We start from the raw sequence: 20,371 nt of genomic DNA, 5'->3' as shown, positions 1-20,371 counted from the left end.
TTTAGTTACCAGGTACCGTTAATTTCTACTCAACAGCTTCTTTAAGGGTTCAGATAACAGGTTGCTATATACGTAACGAACTGCCTATTTCTCTTTTTTAACTGTATCTATCCAACGAAGAATACCTGCGTCTGACGGTCGGGTATTTTCGTAAACACTACCGTGTCATGAAACTATGGATAAGCTGAACTATAAAATCAATGGTCAGCTTCATGTTGGCCCTAAGTACATTATTTACCGAGCTACGCAGGACGACGCACCTGTTGTTCTGAAAATGCTCAAGACCGCTTATCCAACGGCTCAAGCGCTCAACCGCCTGCGTAACGAATTTGCGATTCTGCAACAGGTACGGCAAGAGAACGTAATACAGGCGCTTGGTATAAAACCGTTTGAGAATAGTCTGGCGATTGTTTGCGAAGAAGTGCCTGGCAATAAGCTTTCGGAATACATAGGCGGGAAACCCGTTGATTTACCGCTGTTCTTTGCCATTGCTTTGCCGCTGGTACGGGCTGTTCAGGACCTGCACCAGCGCCGAATCATTCATAAGAATATTTCTCCGGCCAATGTCATTTTTGATGCAACTACCCGGAAACTGACATTGTGTGGGTTTAGTCTGGCAACAGAGTTGGCTCGTGAGTTACAGCAGTACCCCGATGCGCAGGAAGTTTTTGAAGCCGATCTTAGTTACATCTCACCCGAACAGACCGGGCGAATGAATCGGGCGCTCGATCACCGCACGGACCTGTATTCATTGGGCAGCCTGTTTTATGAATTGCTTGTTGGTCAGCCACCCTTCGTCGCCAGCGAACCCCTTGAGTTAGTGTATTCGCACATCGCCCGGCAGCCCAGACCACCGGCTGAACTGCGGCCCGACTTGCCAGCCATCTTATCGCAAATTGTGCTGAAACTGTTGGCAAAAAATCCTGAAAATCGCTATCAGAGTGCCAGTGGGTTGCTGTACGATTTGCAACGCTGCTCGGAAGCCTTGACAAACGCTTCACTGGCGGAGGTGTTTAGTATTGGCGCAAAAGATATTCCCGACCAATTTCAGATTCCCGGAAAACTGTATGGACGTACTGATGAGCTTGAACAATTGCTCAACTCATTCCGGCTGACCGAGTCTGGTAGCGCAGAACTCGTGTTAGTCAGTGGGTATTCGGGAGTTGGTAAATCCGGGCTGGTCAGGGAATTGCAAAAAGTTGTTGTTCAGAATAACGGCTTCTTTATCAGCGGAAAATTCGATCAGTTTAAACGTAACGTACCACTGAGTTCATTGCTGGCGGCCTTTCGGGAATTGATACGTCAACTACTGACGGGCACCAATGAACAGATTGATCAATGGCGGCAAAAAGCACTGGATGCGGTTGGAGCAACCGGGCAGGTCATTATTGATGTCATTCCGGAAGTGGCCCTGCTCATCGGTCCCCAGCCTGCCATACCTGAATTGCCGTTGGTAGAGGCTAACAATCGATTTAATGAGCTATTCGACCGTTTTGTCAGTCTATTTGTTCAGGATGAGTATCCTATCTGTATTTTTCTGGATGACCTGCAATGGATTGACTCCGCTACGCTTCAATGGCTCGAAACGCGACTGACCAATCAGGCACTTAATCATTTCCTGTTTATCGGCGCGTATCGTGATAATGAAGTGACGCCCTCACACCCACTAATGCTCATGATGGACCGGCTCAACCAGCGTGGCGTGGCGATTACCAACATTCATTTACAGCCGCTCGATAAGCCCACACTTGGGCAGATGGTTGCCGATTCTCTGTCAACAACACCTGAGCAGTGTGCTGACCTTACAGACGTACTCTTTCAGAAAACTGATGGCAACCCATTTTTTGCCCGGCAGTGTTTGCTGACGCTCTATGAAAATGGTGCCATATATTTTGTTCCCGAACAGCAGAGATGGGCCTATACCCTCGATCAGGTATACCAGGTAGCTATCAGCGATAACGTGGTTGACTTCATGGCTGGGCTGATCCGAAAGCTACCCGCTGGAGTTCAGAATCTGTTGAAGCTAGCGGCCTGCATCGGCAACCAATTCGATCTGACTACGCTGGGGCTGGTTAGTGAGCAGGATATTGAAATCACGACCGCCCAGCTTGCTATCGCTTTACAGCAAGGCCTGGTCATTCCGGTTCAGGATTGGAACAAAGATGGCAGACAGGTATTCGGCTTTCTTCACGATCGGGTACAACAGGCCGCCTTTTCTTTGTTGCAAGAACCCGAGAAACAAACGACCCGCTTGCAGATCGGTAGGCTATTACTGCATGATTCACCGGCCGTAGAAAATGACGACCGGCTTTACGACATTGCCGATCACCTGAATTTTGCCAGTCATCTGATTGACGATGCGGATGAAACCCAGAAACTGATCGAAATAAATCTGGCGGCCGGTGTGCGGGCCAAGAATTCATCGGCCTATGAACCCGCTTTGCGGTATATCAAACATGCCATGGACTTGATTCCGGCTCAAAGCTGGGAGAAGCCGTCGGTATTGATGCAGGAACTGCTGCTGCAGCGGGCCGAATGCGAACACCTATGCGGAAATAACCAGGTTGCCGAAACATATTTTGATCAGGCTATTTTATACGCATCGGCTACGTTAGACAAGGCAAGAATTTACCAGCGCAAAATTCACTATTTCACCAATCTTGGAAAATTCGAGGAAGCGTATCAAACCGGGCGGGAAGCGGTAAAAAGGCTCGGTGTAAGTCTGCCAGCCAGTTTCTCTCCCCCGGCTTTTATTAAGGAACTGATTACGTACCGTTTTCTGATCGGTAACCGCAAAATAGAAGACATCATTCAGTTGAAAGTGATGACGGATGAGCGGTTAAAAATGGCGGTGCTGCTTATGGCAACGTTTTCGCGGGCGGCTTACCAGATCAAGCCTGAGTTGTGTGTGGCCGTTTGTGCCCGAATGATGAATATCTGCCTGCGCCACGGAAATACGGATGGAGGCTCGATTGGGTATATGGCCTTCGGAAGTATTTTTCTGGGGGCTCTGTTAAACCGCAAGCAGGCCGGATTCGACTTTGGGCAGCTGACACTCGCGCTGGTTGATAAATTTAACAGCCTGGCCTACAAAGCGGAAACGTATTTTGTCGTCGGGTATTTTGCCGTACCCTGGCGACGTCCGGCGCTGGAAATGGAGCGCTACTGGCAGATCGCCTACGAAGCTGGTCTTGAAACCGGCGATTTTTTTCATGCGAGTTGTGCCTGTTGTGGAACCATCCAGAGCTATTATATGCGGGGGATGGCCTTCGATAAAATCCTTGAAGCTTCTGATCGATATCTTGAGTTTCTGAACCGTATTAAAAACCGCGAAGCGATCCTTACGTTGCAGGCTGTGCGCCAGTCGATTCGTAACCTGCGTGGCCAAACAGAATCGCCGGATTCTTATTCCGATGATACGTTCAACGAGGAGACATACGTAGCCGAGCTAAGCCGGTTTGGCTCTCGACATTTTGCCCATTATTACTATATCAATAAAATGCAGACGCTCTTTCTGTGGGGCAAATTTGAGCAGGCTTATAAACTGTCGGTCCAGTCGGATCAGTATCTGAAAGATTCACCCGGCATGCTCCATACGGCTGAGCATTATTTTTATAAAGGATTGATTATTTGTGCTTTATACCCAAAAGCTAAACGATGGCAACAAATAAGGTGGAAAGCCACATTGCAAAAAATCAGGAAAACTTTCAGGAAATATGCCGAGGGCGCACCGTCAAATTTTATTCATAAATCCCAGTTGCTCAGTGCTGAAATCTGCCGGATCAGTAATGAGTTAGACAGAGCCGAAGGCCTGTATTATGAAGCGGTCGATTCGGCGAGAAGGTATGAATACGATACGATTGTAGCCCTTGCCAGTGAATTACTGGTTCGGTTTCACGAACAGGCCAGACGTCGCCGAGTGGCTGGTTTTCACTTAAGCGATGCCGACTATGCCTTCAGGAAGCTTGGGGCAAACGCTTATGCCGATAAGCTGCTGCAGCGCTATCCCACTCTTTTCGATCATACTGACGAGTTGGAGCTATCGGTACGTGAATCGACAAAAAACGTTGGCCACAGTCTGGACCTGACAACGGTCTTAAAATCATCGGAAGCCATTTCCCGGGAAATCCGTTTGCCAGACCTGCTTTCGATACTGATGAAAGTCATTATTGAAAATGCGGGTGGGGAGCGGATGATTTTTTTGCTTCAGCGTAGCGGTGAATTAGTTGTACAAGCCGATTACTCGGCTGATACGGGGCAGGTACAGATTCTGCCTGAAATTCCGCTGAATGACTATACCGACGTGGCTAAATCCATTGTACATTTTGTCGCCCGCACCTATGAGTCAATCATCCTTGACGATGCTGCCGTAAGTGGCAACTTTACAAATGATGTCTATATTAAAGAAAGGAAATCGCGGTCTCTCCTGTGCATTCCGCTGGTTCAGCAGCGGAAACTGATTGGGGTCATTTATCTCGAAAACAACCTGACGAGTGCCGCCTTCACGCCCGATCGAATTGATCTGCTTAGCCTGTTGAGTGGGCAGATGGCTATCTCTGTCGAAAATGCTTTGTTGTACAAAAACCTGGAAGAGAAGGTAACCGAGCGAACGGCCGAGCTTAACCAATCGCTGGAACATCTTCGCACTACTCAGGACCAACTGATTCACAGCGAGAAAATGGCTTCGTTGGGTGAACTGACGGCCGGTATTGCCCACGAAATTCAAAACCCACTGAATTTTGTCAACAACTTCTCCGAAATCAGTGCGGAACTGGTAAGTGAACTAGCCGCCGAACAACAGAAAGTAGATCGTAACCTGAACCTTGAAAATGAGCTGCTTACTGATATACGGCAGAACCTGCAGAAGATAAATCAACATGGGAAACGGGCTGAAAATATCGTTAAGGGAATGCTGGAACATAGCCGGACGTCGGTTGGTCAGAAAGCTTCTACGAATCTAAATGCCCTGGTGAATGAATATTTGAAACTCGCCTACCATGGCCTGCGTGCAAAGGATAACGAATTCAACGCTGAACTGATCACGAACTTTGACACCAGTCTGGTTCCTATCGAAGCTATTCCGCAGGACTTAGGACGTGTACTGCTCAATCTGTTCAACAATTCCTTTTATGCCTTACGGGAGAAAAAGAAAGCCTTGAAAGATTATCAGCCAACGATCACTGTCAGTACGTACCGGAACAAGGGGCTGGTAGAACTCCGGGTCAAAGACAATGGAACGGGTATGCCAGAGAGTGTTAAGCAGAAAATCTTTCAACCGTTTTTCACCACAAAACCTACTGGTCAGGGCACTGGATTAGGGCTATCGCTTAGTTATGATATCATTACCAAAGGGCATGGGGGGCAAATACAGGTACAAACGGAAAATGGGCAATATACCGAGATGATTATCAGCCTACCAGCGCCTGTGGAAGGCGCGTCGGCAATCAGTCTCTCAAAACAGAGCTGATACGGATTAACCCTTCTTTAAACACAAGAGCGGTGAAGCTGACCATCCAGCTTCACCGCTCTTGTGTTTGTAAAACGCTACGTTTATACCTGCACTTCCATTTTCTGCGGTTTGGTGGTGTCGCCACTGGGCCGATTTTCTGGTTGCGGTTGTGGGTGATCCTGGTCAGGGTGCTGGTCAACATCTTTCCGACGAGTCATGTACGTATAGATGACGGGTACTACGTAGAGCGTCAGTATAAGAGAGAACATCAAGCCCCCCACAATAACAATACCCAGCGGAATCCGGCTTTTAGAAGCTGATCCCAAGGCTAATGCCAGCGGCAGCGCACCGAAGGCCGCTACGAGCGTGGTCATCAGAATCGGGCGAAGACGTAGTGCCGCCGACTCAAGAGCCGCTTCGGATTTGTTCTTACCCATAAGCCGTTGCTCATTGGCAAATTCTACAATCAGAATTCCGTTTTTCGTGACCAGCCCCACGAGCATAATGATACCAATCTGGCTGAAAATATTCAAGGTCTGGTTAAACATCCAGAGCGAGAAAACGGCACCGGCCAACGCCAGCGGTACGGTAATCATGATAATGAGCGGATCGACAAAGGAGTCGAACTGAGCAGCCAGTACCAGATACACCAGAATCAGCGCCAGGCCAAACGCAAATAACGTATTGGATGAGCTTTCGGCGTAGTCGCGGGATGGACCCGAAAGCGAAGTCTGGAACGTTTCGTCGAGGGTTTTGGCGGCAATGGCCCGCATGGCTTCTACGCCGTCGCCAATTGTTTTGCCGGGAGCCAGACCCGCCGATACCGTTGCCGACTTAAAGCGGTTATAGTGATAAACCTGCGGTGGACTGCTGACCTCCTGGAATTTTACCAGGTTGTCTAGTTGCACAAGCTGACCCTGACTTGACCGAACGTAGAACGATGCCAGATCAACAGGAGCGTCGCGGTCGGCCCGGTCTACCTGACCGATAACCTGATACTGCTTTCCATTCATCAGGAAGTAAGCCAATCGACGGTTACTGAGAGCCAGTTGCAACGTTTGCGCTACGTCCTGCACCGAAATGCCAAGGTTGGTAGCTTTCTCACGGTCAATGCTGATGTTCAGTTCCGGTTTGTTGAATTTCAGGTCAACATCGGAGTTTTGGAACGTCGGATCTTTGGAAACTTCATCCAGAAACAGCGGTAATTTCTCCCGCAGTTTTTCAAAGTTCAGGTTCTGGATAACGAACTGTACAGGTAAGCCACCGCCCTGGCGCCCCACCTGAATCGTCTGATCCTGCGTTGCAAACATGCGGGCTTCACTAAATCGCTTCAGATTCTTCGTCAGATAATCGACTATATCCTGTTGCGAGCGTTTCCGTTCGCTAGGCTCAGTCATATTGACCATCACGAAAGAAGAGTTGACCGCACCAGCTCCCGAAAAGCCGGGAGCTACGACGCTGAACGCCAGCTTGGTTTCAGGAATGGAGTCGAGAACAAACTGCATGACCCGGTCGGTTGTTGTCGCCTGCGATTCGTAGCTTGTTCCTTCGGGGGATGTAATCGCGATGCGGGTACGACCGCGGTCTTCCAATGGAGCTAGTTCGGATTTGAGCAGTGAGCCCAAGCCAAAAATGAGGCCCAGACAAACCACGATCATCACAAACGCCCACCGTTTTTTCCGCATAAACCCACCTAGCGATTCGCGATAAGAGCGGTCGAGCCATTGAAAAAACGGTTCAGTTTTTCGGTAAAACCAGGAATCTTTTCCGTGATTCTTGCTCGTCAGCTTCACACTAAGCACGGGCGTCAGCGTCAGCGAGACAAAGGCAGAAATCAATACGGCCCCGGCTACTACAATCCCGAATTCGCGAAACAATCGACCGACAAAGCCCTGCAAGAAGATAATGGGCAGGAACACAATGGCTAACGTAATGGACGTGGCCAATACAGCGAAGAAGATCTCGTTGGAGCCTTCGCGGGCGGCTTCCCGGGTATCCATGCCCTGCTCGATCTTCTTAAAAATATTTTCCGTTACCACAATGCCGTCATCCACCACCAGACCCGTTGCCAGCACGATACCCAGCAGCGTCAGTACGTTGATACTAAAGTCGGCGACGTACATGATAAAGAAGGCGCCAATGAGCGATACCGGAATGTCGATTAGGGGCCGGAACGCGATCAGCCAGTCGCGGAAGAAAAAATAAATAACCAGTACAACCAGCACAAACGAGATAAGCAGCGTTTCGCCTACTTCTTCAATAGCACGCCGGATAAACGTACTGCGGTCAATACCGATGCTTACAATAATGTCGTCGGGGATGTCCTTTTTGAGCTGATCGAAGCGTTTGTAAAACTCATCGGCAATGCTCACGTAGTTGGCACCCGGCTGCGGAATTAAGGCCAGAATGACACCGACAGCACCGTTTTGTTTCGAAATCGTTTCTTCGTTTTCGGCTCCCAGTACGGCATAGCCAACATCCTTAAATCGTATAATCTGATTCGTGGTCTGCCGGAGAATCAGGTTGTTGAAATCGTCTTCCGTGGTCAGTCGGCCGACGGCTTTTACGGTCAATTCTGTCGTGTTTCCGTATACTTTGCCGCTCGGTAGTTCTACGTTCTGGGCCGTCAGGGCATTCTGGATGTCCTGCGAGGTCAGGCGATAGGCCGACAATTTGATCGGGTCTATCCAGAGACGCATTGCCTGGCGCTTCAGACCGTAAATGTTTGCCTGACTCACACCGGGAATGGTTTGTAGCCGCTCCTGTAATACGTTTTCAGCGTAGTCCGATAGCTGGGTAGCATTTCGCGACGTACTCTGTACGGTCATGAAAATGATTGGGTCTGAGTTGGCATCCGCTTTCGTGACAACGGGCGGAGCATCGATATCCTGAGGCAGTTGCCGCTGCGCCTGCGAAACCTTATCCCGTACATCGTTGGCTGCCTGTTCGAGGTTGGCGTCGAGGTTGAACTCAATGGTAATGGTGCTGGCTCCCAACGCGCTGTTCGAGGAGATCGTGCGAATCCCTTCAATACTGTTCAGCGATTTTTCGATAGGCTCCGTAATCTGCGATTCCACAATGTCGGGGTTCGCGCCGGTGTAGTTTGTCCGCACCGAAATAACCGGCGGGTCAATGGCCGGGTATTCACGCACGCCGAGAAACGTGAAGCCAATTATACCGAATAAGACAATGATGATCGACATCACCATCGCAAACACGGGTCGGTTTAGGCTTAATTCGGGGAGACTCATTTTCCTGATCGGGTTATTAAGTTATAAAGTTGTTGAGTTATAAAGTTCAGTAAGCGCCGTCCTGCCTATGGTTTTGGTGAAGCATTCGCCAACGTACAACTAGATGACCTTATAACGCTCAGCCTATTTTTGCGCGACTTTCGGACTGTTCTCCTGCTTCGAGCTGTTGTCCTGTAAGGTTATAACCTTGCCAATCTTAACAGGAGCATCCGGTTTAAGAAATAGCAGCCCCGTTGTGGCAACCGTATCGCCTTTCTGCAGACCCGATAGAATCTGAATCGTTCCGGCGGTACGAAGGCCAGTTTTAACATCTTTGAACACCGCTTTGCCATTTTTAACGACCACAACCTGATTGGTACGTGTTTGCGGAATGACGGCCTGGGTCGGAACCACTAAACTCTGTTCATTCTGAACCGTAAGCGTTACGCGGGCAAACGTGCCTGGCCGGAATCGAGCCGTTGTATTGTTCACTTTAGCCCGAATCCGAAGGTTACGGGTCTGCTCTTCCACGCCAGGTTCGATGGCGTAAACCACACCCTGGCTAGCCTGCGCAGTGCCGTCTACTAAAAACGAAATTGTACTCCCATTGTGCACAAACTGACCGTATTTTTCGGGAATGGAAAAATCCAGCTTCAGGGATGTTATCTGTTGTAAGCGGGCAATAAGCGTATTGGGCGACACCACGGCTCCCGAACTGACATTACGTAAACCAATTACGCCCGAGAAAGGGGCACGGATTTCTGTCCGTTGCAGGTTTGCTTTGACCAGTTCAATATCCGCCAGCGACGACCGTAGGTTCGTTGTAACGATATCGTATTCCTGCTGGCTGATGCCTCCTCGCTCCAGCAATTGTTTATTCCGTTCTTCAGTACGTCGTGCGTTATCTGCCTGGGCCTGAAGTTTCTGAAGCTGAGCGCGCAAGTCAGCGTCGAACAGCTTTACCAGTAAATCACCTTTTGTTACAGGCTGACCTTCTCGAATGTTGAGTTGCGTAATGCGGGCTGAAATTTCGGGGTAAATATCAACCTGTTCGGCGGCCAGTAACGATCCGCTGGAAACGACATCTTCCCGTAGCCGCTGTGAGACAACCACAAAACCATTGACATTGGATGGACCACCACCGCCCGGACCACCTTTGCCGCCGGGTCCTCCTTTACCTTCAGCCCCCCCTTTACCGCCACCTCCCCCAGCCGGAGCGGAGCCCGGTGCAGGATGTAATACTTTGTTGTACACAATAATCCCGCCGAGTACCAGAACGACGAGGCCGATAGCAATCCATCTTTTCACAGAGTAGTAATTTGCAGGAAAGAAACGTAGAATCTAACGACAGCTTGCCTATCGTTATTACAAAACACAAAGCTATCAACAGTAACGACTATTTCAACTAGCAGATGCTTGAAAATGAATGGTTTTTGATAGCATTTGTTGGGCCAAAACAGCGCTGAAAAGCAGGCGGTAATCCGTAAAAATAACTATTCGATATGGGCTACTTATAACCTCATTCAGGGATAAACAAGAAATATCAACCAATGGTTATGAACGATCTACAATACCCATCAGATACCAGCGTTCGAAACGTCGATAAAGCCAACATTCAGGAACTACTTAAAGCAGCAGAATAGTAGGCGTTTGACGTAAATATTTTAATCGGTCAGTCTTATCGACAGACCGTAGAATAATCGGCTGGCCAGTTCCGTAAAGTCCTGACAGCTAGAGCCCGGTTGTTCCGACTATTCAGCGGGCTGACGGCTGTCGGTGCGGCAAATGAATGCTACGGTATGGAAGCCAATCCCGCCAAGTACACACCGACGTCCAGGTAGACTTGTCAGGAGTTCAGGACCATCAGCAACTCGCTGATCATCATGGCAGTGGCGCCCCACACCCGATAATCCTGTATCTGGTAAAACGGCGCATCGATCATCACGCCCCGTACGTCAATCTGGCTGTCGCCCACAATGGTTTCGTCGAGCAGTGTAGTTAAGGATACTTCGACTACGGCTTCTACTTCGTGCGGGTCGGGGTAGAAATCAGGTCGGTAGGGGAGCATGCCCACAACAGGCTGAACGTAGAAATTACTTGGCGGAATAAATAATTCGGTCAGCGATCCCAGCACTTTTACGTCCGATACGCGGATGCCTACTTCTTCCTGAGCCTCACGAAGGGCTGTGCGCGTCAGGTTCTCGTCATAGCGTTCCATTCGCCCGCCCGGAAAGGCCATCTGTCCGGCATGAACACCGTCGTATTGAGGACGTAAAATCAGGGGCAGGTAAATAGAATGCTGATACGGGTAAAAACAAATCAACACCGCGCTCCGACGCGTACGCTCGTTCGGTTTAATTCCCATTCGATACCGGTTCGACGAGGCCATCTTCTGGTGAGCCACTTCGCCCGGAAGCGGCTTTTGCAGCCGCCGGTGAAGGTCTTCGGTAAAGCTATGAAACGAGGTGTCGATCATGGTGTTTATTAATTCTCGGGTTGGGGAATCCAGTTTAGGTTGCTAACGAAAAACCGTTCGACTCAACAGAAAACGGATTACCTCCAATCGAGAACTCAATTATACAACTTTACTAATTCTTCCGCGCAGCGTTCTCCGTCCATAGCCGCCGAAACGATGCCACCCGCGTAACCAGCGCCTTCTCCGCAGGGAAATAACCGCCGGACCTGAACGTGTTCGCACGTAACACGGTCGCGGGGAATCCGTACGGGCGACGATGTTCGGCTTTCAACGCCAATGAGTTGTCCGTCGTTGCTCAGATACCCCCGCATTTTTCGGCCAAATTCACGCAAGCCCTGGCGCAAAGGTTGCGCAATGTGATCGGGCAGCACTTCGCTCATATCAACCGAAGCCAGTCCGGGTTGATAGGAGGTTGGCAGCAAGTCAGTCGAAATTCGCCCGTCGACAAAATCAGCAATACGTTGCGCTGGAGCCGTTTGCGATGATTCGGCGTTCTGCTGGTTGCCCATCCGGCAAGCCCATTGTTCCAGGTCCTGCTGTAACGCCAGCCCGGCGAGCTGCCCCTCATCAGCATAAGGCCGCAGATCGTCGTCGGTGATGGCGACTACCAGTCCTGAATTCGCAAACTGTGAATCCCGGCGAGAAGGCGACATGCCATTGACAACGAGTTCGCCGGGAGCGGTTGCCGCTGGTACGATAAAGCCACCCGGACACATACAAAACGAAAAAACACCCCGTTCTACCCCCTTGAAGCGAGTTTGTGTAACCAAACTGTAAGAGGCTGCCGGTAAATAATCGCCCCGATTAGGCTGGTGATACTGAAGCTGATCGATCAAACGTTGCTGATGCTCAATACGTACGCCCATAGCAAAGGATTTGGCCTCGATACGAACGTTCCGGTCGCGGAGCAGATAAAAAATATCGCGGGCAGAGTGGCCCGTTGCCAGAATGACGCCGATACCCGTTACGGTTTCGCCATTAGCCAGAGCAACACCTTTTATTTCACCGGGAGCCGACTCGCTTCCATTCAGCAACAGGTCCGTAACCTTCGTATCGAATCGAATTTCGCCCCCTGCTTCCAGAATACTCGCGCGGAGGTCGGCCACTACGTTGGGCAATTTGTTGGTGCCGATATGTGGGTGAGCATCCACCAGAATCTGGTCTGTAGCTCCATGCGTAACGAATATTTCCAGAATACGCCGGACATCTCCCCGCTTGGTTGAGCGGGTATATAGTTTTCCATCGGAGTACGTACCCGCCCCGCCTTCGCCAAAGCAGTAATTTGATTCCGGGTTAACCACATGGTCTTTATTGATAGCCGCCAGATCACGTCGGCGGGTGCGGACATCACTGCCCCGTTCCAGAACAATCGGTTTGACACCCAGTTCGATGAGTCGAAGAGCGGCAAATAAACCGGCGGGGCCGGCCCCAACGACAATAGCCTGCCGGGCATGGCTGACATCCGTTTGGGGTTTCTGGTACTGTGTAATCGGTGGCGGAGTTTCGCCCGTAAATACGTCGGCTTCGACCTGTACACGTACCTGTCGGTTGCGGGCATCGATCGACTGCCGTCGTTTCCGTACGATAATGTCTTCCGTATCGGGCAGCGAAAAATGATTTAACACCTGCTGCCGAAATAGTACGTCGTCTAATGCCAGTTCAGGGGCCAGTACTGAGGAAAATTGATGAATCATGGATAAAAAAAACGGGCTGTCGTTACGGTTGCCCACTTCTAACTGAGTAAAATTCAGCCTGAAAGGTACTCCTTCTGTTAACAGGTGAGCCAGGGTTTGGGTTCGTTGCCATTCACTACAATCGCAGCGCTTTCATCTCCTTTACGGCATGGTTGGCGGCTCTTGCCGTAAGCGCCATGTAGGTTAACGACGGATTTTGCGTACTGGTAGATGTCATGCAGGCCCCATCCGTTACGAATACGTTTTGGCAGCCATGCAGTTGATTCCAGCGGTTCAGCAACGACGACTTAGGATCGTGGCCCATGCGAACACCGCCCATTTCGTGATTTTCGCTGCCGGGCAAACGTCCGGTATCCTGCGTACGAATGTTTTTAAAACCCGCTCGGGAGTACATCTCCGTAAACTGCTCAAAGAAATCCTGGAGAATTTTCTCGTCGTTCTGGTCATAGCCCACCGAAACGCGCAATTGCGGGATGCCAAAATTATCGATGAGGGTCGGATCAAGGCGGACGGTGCTGGTTGGCTTCGGAATCGTTTCGGCCATCATGGCTGAACCAACCTGCCACTCGCCTAAGGTGGGGTTTATCAATTGCTGCTTTAGTGATGTACCCAGACCGTCCTGATTCTGCACAGACGCCCTTGACGTATAGAACGTAGCGGCATAGCCCCGCAAAAAATCCGTTTCCTGCTTGTGTACATTCCGGAATCGGGGTACGTAGCTGCTGTTCGGCCGTCGCCCATCCGTCGTAAAATCCGAAAAACCATCGTAGGTACCTGTGATACGTCCCCGATAGCTGTGAAACGCCATATGAGTACCCATCAGGCCATTGTCATTGCCCAATCCGTTTGGAAACCGACCCGACCTGGAATTGAGGAGAATCAGGTTCGTGTGTAAGGCTGAGGCATTTACAAACAGGATGCGGGCGTAATAGTCTGTCATCTGGCGAGTATTCGCGTCGATAACCCGTACGCCCGTTGCCCGCTTCTTCTGCTCATCATAAATAATGGAGTGAACAACGGAATGAGGTTGCAGCGTCAGTTTGCCTGTACGTAACGCCCAGGGAATGGTTGAGGCATTGCTGCTGTAATAACCGCCATAGGGGCAACCCCGTTCGCACAGGGTTCGGTGCTGGCATTGTGCTCTTCCCTGCCGGAAATGAATTGGCTGAGGCTGCGTCAGGTGGGCCGCTCGCCCGATAATTACGTGCCTGTCGCTGTACTGAGATGCGACCTGTTTTTTGAAATACGATTCAACGCATGACATTTCGTGTGGCGGCAGAAACTCGCCATCCGGCAACGTAGCCAGCCCATCCCGATTGCCCGTGATGCCAACAAACTTTTCTACGTAACTATACCAGGGCGCTATATCCGCGTATCGTATCGGCCAGTCTACAGCAAAACCATCGCGGGCCGGACCACCAAAATCGAAGTCACTCCACCGCTGTGTTTGCCGCCCCCAAATCAGCGAACGGCCACCCACCTGATACCCGTGCATCCAGTCGAAGGGCTTTTCCTGAATATAGGGTTGTTCGCTGTCTTTGGCAAAAAAGTGCAGCGTGTCTTCGTGAAACGCATAATTCCGGCTGGCTATCGAATACGCCTGGCGGATGTGTAAGGGAACTTGCCCCCGATGGTCCAGCTCCCAGGGGTTCAGCGTAGCCGTCGGATAGTCGGTGACGTGGTTTACCGGTCGGCCACGTTCGAGCAACAACGTCCGTAAGCCGTTTTGGGTAAGTTCTTTAGCGGCCCAGCCTCCGCTCATCCCTGAGCCGATCACAATGGCATCGTACGTACGTTGATTCAGGCTATCCAGTAAATAAGCCACGTTTGCGAAGGGTTTTACAGAAAATCAGTTCAGAATCTTTCCGTAAAAATAACAAACGCAACGTAATGAAATTTCGATTTTAAAGCCCCGTCAGGAAGGCCATCGTATCGACGCCATCCGCATAATCGCACAGACCGGGCCGCTGTGTCTTACCAAACGGAACGCTACCCGGAAGCCACCCCTGTGCAGAAGCTACCACCTGAATACGGTCGGCATTGGTATCGAGCCAGGCCAGAACATCCTCCTGCGTTTCGTAGGTCTGATAATAAACAACCGAAATCGGTGAAACCAGCCCTTCATTTTCAGTCAATAATAGATAGCCATTATCAAAATGCGGTATGGCATTGATCAGGTAAATCGACTTGTTGTAATCGTAATTGTTCTGGTATTTATGGTTGTTCAGGTACGTTTTGGCCTGCGGTTCCAGCGAACGTAGCAACGGCGTAAAATCGTAGGGTTGATGGCCTTCCGGTACCAGCAACGTCGATACATTGCGGCATCCTAACCCGTAGTAGTCGGAAATATCGTGACCGAGCTTTATAAACTCCTCTTCGCTTTCTTCGCCCATCAATAAACCAACCGACGTACGGTTTTTACGGATGATGCTGGGCTTTTTGGCGAAATAATAATGAAAGTATCGGGCGGTGTTGTTGCTCCCTGTAGCAATAAAGGCATCCGCTGAATTCAGCCGTTCCGCTTCTTCGATCCAGTTTTCGAAAACTGGATTAATCTCCTTTAATTTTTGTATTAAATAATGGATAAGTACAAAATCCTGGCTACTTAATTTCGCTAACAGCTTATGGCCGCTGGCCAATACGCACAGCAGATCATGGAAGCCCACAGCCGGAATATTACCTGCCATGACGACCCCAATGGTACGTGGCTGTTCGGGTTCGGATGGATAGCGGCTGGCCCAGGCAGTGAGCTTATCGATGGTCAGAAACTCGTCGGCAATAGCCCGTAAGGCATTTAGCGAGTTAGCGGGTGTAAACCAATTATTTTTGTGGTGAGCCCGTTGTACAATTTCGGCCAGTTCGGCTTGTGCGTTGTCTGAGCGTAGAAAGTCGCCCAAGGCTGCGAACGTTTGTAGTCGTTCTGATTGAAACATGAATTGGATAAACAAATGGAATACACCATCAACTATTGTAATTAAATTTTAGTTTGTCGCCAACCTTTAAATAGTTATATTTGTTGTTCAATTCAAATGAATTTAGTTCTAGCGTATATAAATCAGACTTGCTCATGGCAATCATGATCACCGATGAGTGCATCAACTGTGGTGCCTGCGAACCCGAATGCCCCAACACAGCCATCTATGAGGGTGGCGTTGAATGGACCTGGGGCGGGGGAACCGAACTGACCGAAGTTGACTTCGGCGACGGAACGGTCGTAAGTGGCAAAGCCCCACAGTATCCTGTCTCCAATGAATTTTATTATATAGTATCCGATAAGTGTACCGAGTGTATGGGTTTTCATGAAGAACCCCAATGTGCAGCGGTTTGCCCGGTTGACTGCTGCGTTCCTGATCCTGAACACGTAGAAGACGAAGAGACACTGCTAGCCAAGAAAGCCTGGCTTCACGCCGAAGCCTAGGTCATTACACCTACATACATTATCACGCAAAGCCCGATCAGAATCTGATCGGGCTTTGCTGTTTTTTGCCCTTTTTAAGCGGGGAAGGATAATTTTTGCCCATAAAAAGTCAATTTAGTAGAAAAATAATATTCTGTAAAATTCAAAATGAGCCAAATTTTAAACATACTGACTTTTTTTGCTAGATTTCAGTATTTATGGTTGATATAATAGTAAAATTCTAATAAATATGACCAAAAAAAGAAAATTTACATAATTATTGAAGGACGACTGTTGCGTAGGATAATTTTTTAAACAAAATTTGTTCCGAAATCAGACGTGCTTAATAGTTGTCCTCCACCAAATTTTTATTATGAAAAAAGCAATTTTACTTATTAGTTCTTTTTTTTTAGGTTTTGCCGCTCAAGCACAGGATAGCACATCAGCGTCTTCTGGAAAATTCACTTTTTCGGGCTACATGGACACCTACTACTTTGGCAACTTCAATAACCCAAAGAGCCAGTCGAACCTGGGTTTAGGGCCTTCAGGGGGTGTAGGCAACGCACGGGCTTTCGATCAGCGGGCTGGCCAGTTCGGAATTGGTCTGATTCAGGCAAAGGCAGCGTATACATCTGAGAAAGTAGACGCGGTAATGGACCTGACGTTTGGTCCATTTTCTGATTTAGGAAACTACGGAAATAATATCAGTCCGCTGGGGACCCCCGGTTCAACGGCGCTGGCTATCAAACAGGCCTACATCGTATTCAAAGCCACTGATAAGTTATCGTTTACGGCCGGGCAATTCGGTACCCACATCGGCTACGAAGTGATTGATGCCCCTGTAAACTACAACTACTCGCTTTCTAACCTCTTCAATAACGGACCTTTCTATCACATCGGCCTTAAAGCGCAATACGCTTTCAGCGACCGGGCTTCGTTGATGGTGGGTCTGGTGAACAACGTTGATAATCTAAACGACAACAATAAAAAGAAAGGTCTCATCGGGCAGTTCTTCTTCGCACCGGTTTCGGGCTGGAACGTTTACCTGAATGCCATTGTCTCGAACGAAGCGTCGGCGCCGACCTCTACAACGCCGTCTGTATCGGCTGATGATGCGTCGTATCAACTTTACGATCTGACCACTACGTATCAGATCACATCAAAATTTCTGCTTGGTTTAAATGCAGCTACAGGATCGCAGAAGGGTGATTACCAGGGAGCAGGTGGCCCCGCTACATCGAAAAGCTGGGGAGGTTACGCCATATACGGGAACTATGCGTTCACCGACAAATTTGGACTTGGTGCTCGTTATGAAATGTTCGACAACAAAAATGGGGTTCGTGCGCTGACCGATGCCACAGGTGCTGGCGCCAGTGTTAACTCGATTACTATAACCGGTAATATAACAGCTGGCGGTGGGCACGTACTCCTCAAGCCTGAGCTGCGTATTGACAGTTATTCAGCCGATAAATTCGAAAAAAATGATGGCTCGCTGACCAAGTCGCAGACGACACTGGGTATGGCCGCCATCTTTAAGTTCTAGATTTTTCCCACTCGTGCTTCTTAACCCAATTTTTTAACTTAGTACAACAAAAAACCTCTCAAGTATTATGCAAAAGCCCAGTTACATTCCGCTTATTTTGTTATTAGTGGTCGCCGTTCTCGGTGTACTGCCCGGTTTTAATGGGGTTCCGACACAAATCGTGACCGAAGGCATCAACTCTGGCGATACAGCCTGGATGCTCGTTGCTACTGCTCTTGTCTTGTTAATGACACCTGGTCTGGCGTATTTCTACGGCGGGATGGTGAACAACAAAAATGTAATCTCCACGATGCTGCAAAGCTTCGTAGCTATGGGTGTTATCAGCATCATCTGGGTTGTTGTTGGATTCAGCCTTGCGTTTGGTTCGTCAATCGGCGGTTTCGTTGGTAACCCGATGGACCACTTCATGTTCAAAGGCGTACTGGATGGCAAACCCTGGTCGCTGGCGGCTTCTATCCCGCTGGTTGTGTTTGCCTTCTTCCAACTGAAATTTGCGGTTATTACACCGGCGCTGGTGACGGGCTCAATGGCTGAACGTATCAATTTCAAATCGTACGTTCTGTTTATGATTCTGTTCAGCCTGTTCGTTTATGCTCCACTGGCGCATATGACCTGGCATCCAGACGGTTTCCTTTTCAAACTGGGTGTTCTTGATTTCGCCGGTGGTACGGTTGTACACATGTCGGCTGGCTGGGCTGCTCTGGCAGGTGCTCTATATCTGAAGCGTCGTAAGTCACATCTGGAAGCCAGCTACTTCCCACCGGCAAACATTCCGTTTGTTCTATTGGGAACGGGTCTGCTGTGGTTCGGTTGGTTCGGTTTCAACGCTGGATCGGCAGTAGGCGCAACACCACTTGCAGCTTCGGCTTTCGCTACTACCAACACCGCTGCGGCTGCCGCTGGTTTGGCCTGGGTTCTGTTCGACGCTGCTAAAGGTAAGAAAGTATCGGCCTTGGGTTTCTGTATCGGTGCTGTCGTAGGTCTGGTTGCCATCACCCCAGCTGCTGGTTTCGTAACGGTTCCAACTGCTATCTTCATCGGTACTATTGGCGCTATGGTATCTAATTATATCGCTCACCTGCGTTCGAAATCAACGCTCGACGATACGCTGGACGTGTTCCCTTGCCACGGTGTAGGTGGTATGGTTGGTATGGTGATGACGGGTATCTTCGCCAGCAAAGGTGTTAACTCCGCGGTTGTTGACGAAGGGCTGGCATTTGGTCAGACTACGCTGTTCATCAACCACATGATCGCACTGGTTGCTGTATCTGTTTTCGCTTTCGTTATGTCATACGTACTGCTGAAAGTAACGGATCTGATTCTGCCACTGCGTGTAACGGAAGAAGACGAGAAAGTTGGTCTGGATGTCAGCCAGCACGACGAGTACCTGATCGAAGCGTAATTTCTGAGAGTGAGACACAAAGCGTATCACTCTTGATGTAGATATTACAACAAAGCCACAGGCACCCTGCCTGGCCAATGTCTGGCAGCTTTATCTGTGGTTTTGTTGTACTTATGGAGCCGTCCCCGCTTGGGGGCGGTTTCCTATTTTAGGCCCTGGCCAACGTAATATCAACTGCTACGTTTACCTGACTAGATAGCTCGGATTCGGTTGTTTTTGGGATTATGCTCCACTTCGGCCAGTCCCAGACGTTCCATAAGCGGTGGAACGTACAGGCCAAAGCGCCCACGAAATCCTTTTTTGAGCCCGTACCATCCACCGATGGGGTTCTCTGCGGATCTACCCCAGGCTTCAACCGTTCTTTCTTTAGCCGATTTCTGTTCATCGGCAGCCCCCAGCTCTACCCAATCGCCAGCTTCTTTAAGCATGGTGTGCAAATCATTGATGCAGCGATAGTCATAATGCAAGACAGTTTTCCCGACTACGCAGACCAGCATGTCGTTGCCATCTTTCTCATCTTTATACATGACGTAATCCGACGTACCAGGTGGCGTTTTGAGCTTTCAGGGGTTTGCTTTTGTTCCTTCTTTCGGGTCCATACCCAATGACTGAATTTAGAGACAGTTTTGTTTTCGCCCGCCTGGTGTTAAGCGAGCAACGTAGCGACTAAGGCGACAATAGCGGGTAATGCCTGCACAAAAAAGATGCTTCTCTGCGCGGTCAATGCCCCGAAAGTACCGGCAACAATCACACATCCCAGAAAGAAACTGGCAACATATACATGCCAGGCTTCATTCTGAATGAGCAGCGACCAGAATAGCCCGGCGGCTAAAAAACCGTTGTACAACCCCTGATTGGCTGCCAGTGATTTCGTTTTTTCAAACAGATCCGGCGGCAACGATTTAAAGGTTTTCCGGCCTTGCGTGGTCCAGGCGAACATTTCAAGCCATAGAATGTAAACGTGCTCAATGGCGACAAGCCCAATCAGAATATTGGCGATTATGTGCATGACTGGTAGAGATAAACAGCTGATCAGCAGATTGTCTGATTCTGTAAACTTAGATAGGATGCGCATTTTTCCCTACTCATTTATAAAATCAGTTTTCCGTTGATTGTGTGCGGGCATAATACTCCTGAAATCAATGAGTTGCCGGATCGGTAGAGGTGTGTGCCGAAAAAT

Annotated in this window: 11 protein-coding genes and 1 pseudogene; 4 read left to right on the top strand and 8 right to left on the bottom strand. The window is 49.5% G+C overall.

Annotated features, from left to right (window positions below):
* Positions 1-175: 175 nt before the first annotated feature.
* Positions 176-5,467, top strand: coding sequence for an AAA family ATPase (locus LN737_RS24795; RefSeq protein ID WP_405512982.1), 5,292 nt, complete (start codon positions 176-178; stop codon positions 5,465-5,467).
* A gap of 83 nt (positions 5,468-5,550) precedes the next feature.
* Here LN737_RS24795 and LN737_RS24790 read toward each other — a convergent pair whose 3' ends face one another.
* The 6 genes from LN737_RS24790 to LN737_RS24765 form a co-directional block, all read right to left on the bottom strand.
* Complete coding sequence (locus tag LN737_RS24790; protein WP_405512980.1) at positions 5,551-8,700, bottom strand: efflux RND transporter permease subunit; 3,150 nt, start codon at positions 8,698-8,700, stop codon at positions 5,551-5,553.
* A 123-nt stretch (positions 8,701-8,823) separates the two neighbouring features.
* Positions 8,824-9,987 carry an efflux RND transporter periplasmic adaptor subunit gene (locus LN737_RS24785; RefSeq protein ID WP_405512978.1) on the bottom strand — a complete coding sequence of 388 codons (1,164 nt, stop codon included), beginning with the start codon at positions 9,985-9,987 and terminating at the stop codon, positions 8,824-8,826.
* Between the two features lie 538 nt (positions 9,988-10,525).
* On the bottom strand, positions 10,526-11,155 hold the full coding sequence (locus tag LN737_RS24780; RefSeq protein ID WP_405512976.1) for a CoA pyrophosphatase: 630 nt from the start codon (positions 11,153-11,155) through the stop codon (positions 10,526-10,528).
* Between the two features lie 95 nt (positions 11,156-11,250).
* On the bottom strand, positions 11,251-12,849 hold the full coding sequence (locus tag LN737_RS24775; protein WP_405512971.1) for an NAD(P)/FAD-dependent oxidoreductase: 1,599 nt from the start codon (positions 12,847-12,849) through the stop codon (positions 11,251-11,253).
* A 115-nt stretch (positions 12,850-12,964) separates the two neighbouring features.
* A complete protein-coding gene (locus LN737_RS24770; RefSeq protein ID WP_405512969.1) occupies positions 12,965-14,674 on the bottom strand; it encodes a GMC oxidoreductase in 1,710 nt (569 codons plus the stop codon).
* Positions 14,675-14,753: 79 nt separating this feature from the next.
* The gene (locus LN737_RS24765; RefSeq protein ID WP_405512967.1) at positions 14,754-15,782 is read right to left on the bottom strand and encodes an acyl-CoA reductase; all 1,029 of its coding nucleotides are present in this window, start codon (positions 15,780-15,782) and stop codon (positions 14,754-14,756) included.
* Positions 15,783-15,916: 134 nt separating this feature from the next.
* Here LN737_RS24765 and LN737_RS24760 point away from each other — a divergent pair, with 134 nt between their 5' ends.
* From LN737_RS24760 to LN737_RS24750, 3 genes are all read left to right on the top strand, one after another.
* Positions 15,917-16,267, top strand: a complete 351-nt coding sequence (locus tag LN737_RS24760) for a 4Fe-4S dicluster domain-containing protein (RefSeq protein ID WP_405512965.1) — start codon at positions 15,917-15,919, stop codon at positions 16,265-16,267.
* A gap of 352 nt (positions 16,268-16,619) precedes the next feature.
* On the top strand, positions 16,620-17,789 hold the full coding sequence (locus LN737_RS24755) for a porin (RefSeq protein WP_405512964.1): 1,170 nt from the start codon (positions 16,620-16,622) through the stop codon (positions 17,787-17,789).
* Positions 17,790-17,856: 67 nt separating this feature from the next.
* Positions 17,857-19,191, top strand: a complete 1,335-nt coding sequence (locus tag LN737_RS24750; RefSeq protein WP_405512962.1) for an ammonium transporter — start codon at positions 17,857-17,859, stop codon at positions 19,189-19,191.
* A gap of 191 nt (positions 19,192-19,382) precedes the next feature.
* Here LN737_RS24750 and LN737_RS24745 read toward each other — a convergent pair.
* Both LN737_RS24745 and LN737_RS24740 read right to left on the bottom strand, forming a co-directional pair.
* Positions 19,383-19,742: pseudogene (locus LN737_RS24745) on the bottom strand (DUF6855 family protein); the annotation flags it as partial.
* Between the two features lie 95 nt (positions 19,743-19,837).
* The gene (locus tag LN737_RS24740) at positions 19,838-20,200 is read right to left on the bottom strand and encodes a DUF1304 domain-containing protein (RefSeq protein ID WP_405512960.1); all 363 of its coding nucleotides are present in this window, start codon (positions 20,198-20,200) and stop codon (positions 19,838-19,840) included.
* Between the last annotated feature and the right edge of the window lie 171 nt (positions 20,201-20,371).

The sequence above is a fragment of the Spirosoma sp. KNUC1025 genome (assembly GCF_045160025.1).
GTDB lineage: Bacteria > Bacteroidota > Bacteroidia > Cytophagales > Spirosomataceae > Spirosoma.
Note: the sequence above shows the minus strand (reverse complement) of the source record. Positions and strands in the feature narration are given on the sequence as shown.